The sequence below is a fragment of the Salinivibrio sp. PR919 genome (genome assembly GCF_001995355.1).
GTDB classification, from domain to species: domain Bacteria; phylum Pseudomonadota; class Gammaproteobacteria; order Enterobacterales; family Vibrionaceae; genus Salinivibrio; species Salinivibrio proteolyticus.
Genome location: NZ_MUFL01000122.1, coordinates 1 through 6,065 on the forward strand (window position 1 = coordinate 1; position 6,065 = coordinate 6,065).

Here is a 6,065-nt window from a genome sequence, read left to right on the forward strand (position 1 = left end):
GGTAGGAGCGTGACCGGTACTGAGGCAGGAAGAGACATATTTGCTAATCGCGATTGAGTAACATCGCCTCCCTCATACTTAGTCACGATCTGATCGCCATCAACCAGGTGATACGCATCCAAGTAATCAATCGTCGTATTATCGGTCAGAATATGGAGATGACGCTCAGTTAACCCTTTATAGTCAAACTCCACTTGTATCCAAAAGGTCTGATATTCTAGCTTCCAGGGGATTGCTTCAGGGTTTTGTACAGTGGCAAACGGCGCGTGCTCAATCACGTAATCGAGCGGTAACTCGTTAGTCTCGTCAATAAAGTAACGGTATTCCACATCGAGCAAGGGATCATTGAGCTGTGAGACACGGGTTAGGCTAGCGATACCATAAAAAACAGACGCCACAAACCCAACGGCGAGTGCAATAGTGGTCCAGATGAGTGCCTGTCGCGATTGCAGAGCCTGCATTTGCATCTTCACTCCAAATTTTATAGTGATTGACCCAGCAGACCAGTCCAACCCTGCCAATCTGTCATGGTTTTTACGACACCGTGAATAATTTTCAAGGCTATCATTTGTAAATCTAGATAGACATGGCTAATTTTTCAAACACAGATCTCATCTTTATTACCTCGTCAGCCCACAGCGAGTGAACACTTAACTTATCTTTGAACATTTGTTCATTACAATGTTCGCCGCTATACTGCAATCAATTCCATTCAGGGCAGCGCCCTAGTAGCCAATGAGTACACCGATAATGACGATGCCAACCTCACCAGACGCGTTGCAAGAAGACACCGATTTATTGACTGAAATCGCTATTCTTTACTACCAACAAAGCGCCACACAAGAGGAGATCGCACGTAAGTACAAGATCAGCCGCCCCAAGGTCAGTCGGTTGCTGCGACGAGCGCGAGAGGAAGGGATCGTCGAAATCACAGTGAAGTTTCACCCCGTCCATAGTGCGCAGCTTGAGCAGCGTTTAATGGACAGGTTTAATTTAAAGCGCGCACTTATCTCTCTCGATCAACCCAGTGCCCAAGAGCAACGTATGCAGGTAGCAACACTCGTCTCAGCTTACTTGGATGCCAACCTGAACGACGGTATGGTCGTCGCTGTTGGTCAAGGACAAAATGTCGCGGCAGTCGCAGACCACCCAGGTGTGGTGTCTCATCGCCAAGCACGCTTTGTCTGCGCCATTGGTGGTACGCACCGCAGTGGTGATGCATTTAACGCTGACCATATTTGTCGGCGTCTAGCCAAAAAGTTTGGTGGAAGCAGCGAAACCCTCTACGCTCCTGCCTATGTCGACAACGAAACCATTCAACAAGTCTTTGTTTCTCACCCCAACATCAGCGAAACCTTGAACCAAGCCAGAAAAGCAGAGTTTGCGCTGGTGGGAATTGGCGATATGGATGAAAATAGCCACATGGTAAAACTTGGCTGTTTTAGCGCCCGAGAATTTGTAGAAGCACGGGTTAACGATGGTATTGTCGGTGACATTGGCGGCTTTGATTTTTTCCGCATGGACGGTCAACCGACCGATAATCTGATGCGAGGCCGTGTAGTGGGTCTCGCTATGCCAGATTTGGCGCGTATTCCTAATGTGATTGCCATGGCAAGCGAAAGCCGCAAAGCGTTGTCCATCTTAGGTGCACTGCGTACAGGTGTCATTGACGTGTTAGCAACCAGTGCCAGTTGCGCCATGGCGCTATTGAATATGTCAGAACCAGCACCGAACGAGAAACGGATCACATTTCAACAGCCAGAGTAAACCACATACAAAGAAGTGAGATGTATCGCGGGTTTATTTCGCAATACAATTGACAATCGACGTTAAAAACACAAAGATCGTCACATCATTTGCTCAGGCGCGTTGCATCTGTTCATATTCAGAGCAGGCGCTAACCCGCAAACGTGGCGTCTGAGCCTATCACGCAGAAAAGGTGAGTGAAGATGAGCAACAAACTGGACCAACTCCGCGCCCTGACCACCGTTGTCGCTGACACTGGTGACATCGAAGCGATCAAAAAGTACCAACCACAAGATGCAACGACAAACCCGTCGCTGATCCTGAAAGCCGCGCAAATCAAAGAATATGCGCCGCTCATCGAAGAAGCGATTGCTTACGCCAAATCACACAGCAACGACGCCGATCAACAAGTGGCAGATACTTGCGACCGTCTTGCCGTGAATATCGGTAAAGAAATCCTCAACGCTATCCCTGGCCGTATTTCAACCGAAGTGGATGCACGCCTATCTTACGACACTGACGCCAGTGTGGCGAAAGCTCGTAAATTGATCAGCATGTACAACGAGGCTGGGATCAGCAACGACCGTATCTTGATCAAACTCGCCTCAACCTGGGAAGGTATTCGCGCTGCAGAGATCTTAGAAAAAGAAGGGATCAACTGTAACCTGACGCTACTATTCTCTTTCGCGCAAGCGCGCGCCTGTGCCGAGGCTGGTGTTTACTTGATCTCACCATTCGTTGGCCGCATCATGGACTGGTACAAAGCGAAGGAAGGCCGTGATTTCACACCAGCAGAAGACCCGGGCGTGAAATCCGTCACCACCATCTACAACTATTACAAGTCACATGGCTACAATACTGTGGTCATGGGCGCAAGCTTCCGTAACACCGGCGAAATCTTGGAACTGGCAGGCTGTGACCGTCTAACCATTAGCCCACAACTGCTGCAAGAGCTCAGTGACGCAGAGGGTGACGTGCCAGTGAAATTGCAAGATACTGGCGCCACAGAGCAGCGCCCAGCGCGTATGACCCATGCTGAGTTTATGTGGGAACATAACCAAGACGCGATGGCCGTTGAAAAACTTGCTGAAGGCATCCGCAATTTCGCGGTTGACCAAGGCAAGCTCGAAGCCATGATTCGCGAGCAACTGTGATTTAACACAATAAAAGCGGCTTAGGCCGCTTTTATGATTAACGTCGATACCGTATTCAACCTGTTCAATCTGTAGGTATACACATGGAACGCAAAATGCTAGCCAACGCCATTCGCGCCCTTGCGATGGACGGAGTTCAACAAGCTAACTCGGGACACCCAGGTGCCCCAATGGGTATGGCTGATATCGCCGAGGTTTTGTGGCGCGACCACATGAACCACAACCCACAAAATCCAGACTGGGCAAACCGCGATCGCTTTGTGCTATCAAACGGCCACGGCTCAATGCTGATTTACTCACTGCTGCACCTTACGGGTTATGACCTTGCCATTGACGATCTGAAGCAATTCCGTCAATTGCACTCAAAAACACCGGGTCACCCAGAGTACGGTTATGCTCCTGGCATCGAGACCACAACCGGTCCGCTTGGCCAAGGTATTACTAACGCCGTCGGTATGGCCGTGGCTGAGAAAGCACTGGCTGCTCAATTCAACCGTGACGGCCATGATATTGTCGATCATCACACATACGCGTTCCTTGGTGATGGCTGCCTGATGGAAGGTATTTCTCACGAAGCCTGCTCGCTAGCCGGTACCTTGGGCCTAGGTAAATTGATTGCGTTTTGGGATGACAACGGCATCTCAATCGACGGTCACGTTGAAGGTTGGTTCTCTGACGATACGCCAAAACGTTTTGAATCTTATGGCTGGCAGGTTATCCCAGCGGTCGACGGCCACGATCCTGCTGCGATTCAAGCAGCTATCGAAGCGGCAAAAGCTGAAACCGGCAAACCAACGCTTATTTGTACCAAAACCACCATTGGTTACGGTTCGCCAAACAAAGCCGGTAGCCATGACTGCCACGGCGCACCACTGGGCGAAGACGAAATCAAAGCGGCACGCGAATTCCTTGGTTGGGAGCACGGTCCGTTTGAGATCCCACAAGATATTTATGCACAGTGGGATGCCAAAGAAGCCGGTGCGGCCAAAGAAGCAGCATGGAACGAAAAATTCGCTGCCTATCAGGCGCAGTATCCAGAACTCGCGGCGGAATTTACTCGTCGTATGAAAGGTGACCTGCCTTCAAACTGGGACAGCGAAACCCAAAAGCTCATCAAAGACCTACAGGCTAACCCTGCGAAAATTGCCTCACGTAAAGCGTCGCAAAACGTACTAGAAGCCTTCGGCAAACTGCTACCTGAACTGCTTGGCGGTTCAGCGGATCTGGCGCCATCAAACCTGACCATGTGGTCTGGGTCAAAAGCCATTACCGCTGACGATGCAAGCGGTAACTACCTACACTACGGTGTGCGTGAGTTTGGTATGACGGCCATCATTAACGGTATTGCGTTGCATGGCGGCTTTGTACCTTACGGTGCGACCTTCTTGATGTTTATGGAATACGCGCGTAACGCGATGCGTATGGCGGCCTTGATGAAGGTGCAAAACATTCAGGTTTATACCCACGATTCAATCGGCTTGGGCGAAGACGGCCCAACTCACCAGCCGGTCGAGCAAATGGCTAACCTACGCCAGACACCAAACATGAGCACTTGGCGTCCATGTGACCAAGTAGAATCAGCTGTTGCTTGGAAGGCAGCCGTTGAGCGTAAAGACGGGCCAAGCGCGTTGATCTTCTCGCGTCAAGGCCTTGCCCAACAAGAGCGTGATGATGCACAGCTTGCTAACATTGCCAAAGGCGGCTACATCCTGAAAGATTGTGCGGGCAAGCCAGAGCTTATCTTAATTGCAACTGGCTCTGAAGTTGAGCTGGCCGTTGATGCGGCGGCACAACTGAGTGAGTCAGGCAAGCAAGTGCGTGTGGTTTCAATGCCAAGCACGGATCTGTTTGACAAGCAAGATGCAGCCTATCGCGAATCTGTATTGCCATCTGACGTAACCGCGCGTATCGCGATCGAAGCCGGCATTGCCGACTATTGGTACAAGTACGTGGGTCTAGACGGTCGTATCATTGGCATGACGTCTTTTGGTGAATCAGCACCGGCTGGTGAGCTATTTAAGATGTTTGGTTTCACCGTTGAAAACGTTGTAGAGACCGCCAACGAACTACTCGCCTAGTTCCTTATAATCAGCGATTAGCACGCTAACGCGCACAAAGGCCAGTCTTAGACTGGCCTTTTTTATGCCTTTTCATCGCTGCTTAGTAAAATCAGTAAAGAAAGCGACTGGCTGATGGACGACGATGATACGCAGCTCTCACACCGAGATCGTGGCGAAGATGTTCAGAGAGCTCATCTGTTGAACAAACGTTCAACATTTTATTAGATCGCGTAATGCCAACCGTGATAGTGACAACCTTCATCACAGTGACGGTAAAACCTTGTTCCGTGATTGCCATCAGTGATTTCCCTCTCATTGTTTTTTCAACATACTCGCCATCATAAAACCTCAAGTTATATTGAGGTAAATGAAAATCACAGCAACGGGAGCAAAAAATGACCATGAGTGTCGGGCAAGTGGCTAAGCGTGCGGGGGTAAAGGTCTCTACCCTGCATTTTTACGAACAAAAGGGGCTAATTGTGAGTCAACGCAACGCGGGTAACCAACGTCGTTACGACCGTGCAGTGCTGCGTCGCCTTGCCGTGATCAAAGCGGCGCAAAATGTTGGCCTGTCACTGGATGCGATTGGCAAAGCACTCAGCGAACTTCCTTCACACCAAGCTCCCACTCAAGCGCAATGGCGTAAAATGGCAGAGCACTGGGATCAGACCCTGAACGACCAAATTGCGCGGCTTCAACAGCTACAGTCAAGCCTCAGTGGCTGCATCGGCTGCGGCTGCCTCTCTATGAAATCATGTGCGCTCTATAATCCCAATGACGTGGTGGGCGAAGCCACCAAAGATGACAACGTGCTCAACCACCCAAAAACCAATGTGTCTGATCTTTTAAAACACTSGGGACAAAATAAGTAATAAACGCTTTACATGAACTGGGATTGCTGTATGGTGGTCACAGCTCTGGAACATGGAGCATCAATGATTCATCAAGTAAAAGTCGACATAAGCTACGCTATTATCAATATTATAGAGTTTCTAACGTTACCCACTTTCGCTTTTAGACATTTCATCGACTCCGTTCAAAGCTACCCTATTTATTTTAATTTAAGAGAGAATGATTATGTCTAATCAATCAACTGGTATCGTAA

The 6,065-nt window shown here is 49.5% G+C and carries 6 protein-coding genes; 4 read left to right on the forward strand and 2 right to left on the reverse strand.

What is annotated here, in order from left to right; all coding sequences use genetic code 11:
* On the reverse strand, window positions 1-467 hold a 467-nt coding region (locus tag BZG83_RS15515), incomplete at its 3' end, for a 7TM-DISM domain-containing protein (RefSeq protein WP_338012846.1).
* A gap of 283 nt (window positions 468-750) precedes the next feature.
* Between BZG83_RS15515 and BZG83_RS15520 the strand changes: the two genes are divergently transcribed.
* The 3 genes from BZG83_RS15520 to tkt all read left to right on the forward strand — a co-directional run bounded on the left by BZG83_RS15520 (window position 751) and on the right by tkt (window position 4,978).
* Entirely contained in the window at window positions 751-1,767 is a 1,017-nt protein-coding gene (locus BZG83_RS15520) for a sugar-binding transcriptional regulator (protein ID WP_443216378.1), read from the forward strand.
* Between the two features lie 182 nt (window positions 1,768-1,949).
* Window positions 1,950-2,900, forward strand: coding sequence for a transaldolase (gene tal, locus BZG83_RS15525; RefSeq protein WP_069586735.1), 951 nt, complete (start codon window positions 1,950-1,952; stop codon window positions 2,898-2,900).
* Window positions 2,901-2,983: 83 nt separating this feature from the next.
* The gene (gene tkt, locus BZG83_RS15530; protein ID WP_077481890.1) at window positions 2,984-4,978 is read left to right on the forward strand and encodes a transketolase; all 1,995 of its coding nucleotides are present in this window, start codon (window positions 2,984-2,986) and stop codon (window positions 4,976-4,978) included.
* A gap of 91 nt (window positions 4,979-5,069) precedes the next feature.
* Here the strand turns inward: tkt and BZG83_RS15535 are convergent, their stop codons facing one another.
* A complete protein-coding gene (locus BZG83_RS15535; protein ID WP_077481892.1) occupies window positions 5,070-5,258 on the reverse strand; it encodes a hypothetical protein in 189 nt (62 codons plus the stop codon).
* Between the two features lie 97 nt (window positions 5,259-5,355).
* On the opposite strand from BZG83_RS15535, the gene soxR reads away from it, so the two are divergent.
* Window positions 5,356-5,832: a redox-sensitive transcriptional activator SoxR gene (gene soxR, locus BZG83_RS15540; RefSeq protein WP_077481894.1), complete on the forward strand. Its 477-nt coding sequence runs from the start codon at window positions 5,356-5,358 to the stop codon at window positions 5,830-5,832.
* Window positions 5,833-6,065 lie beyond the last annotated feature (233 nt).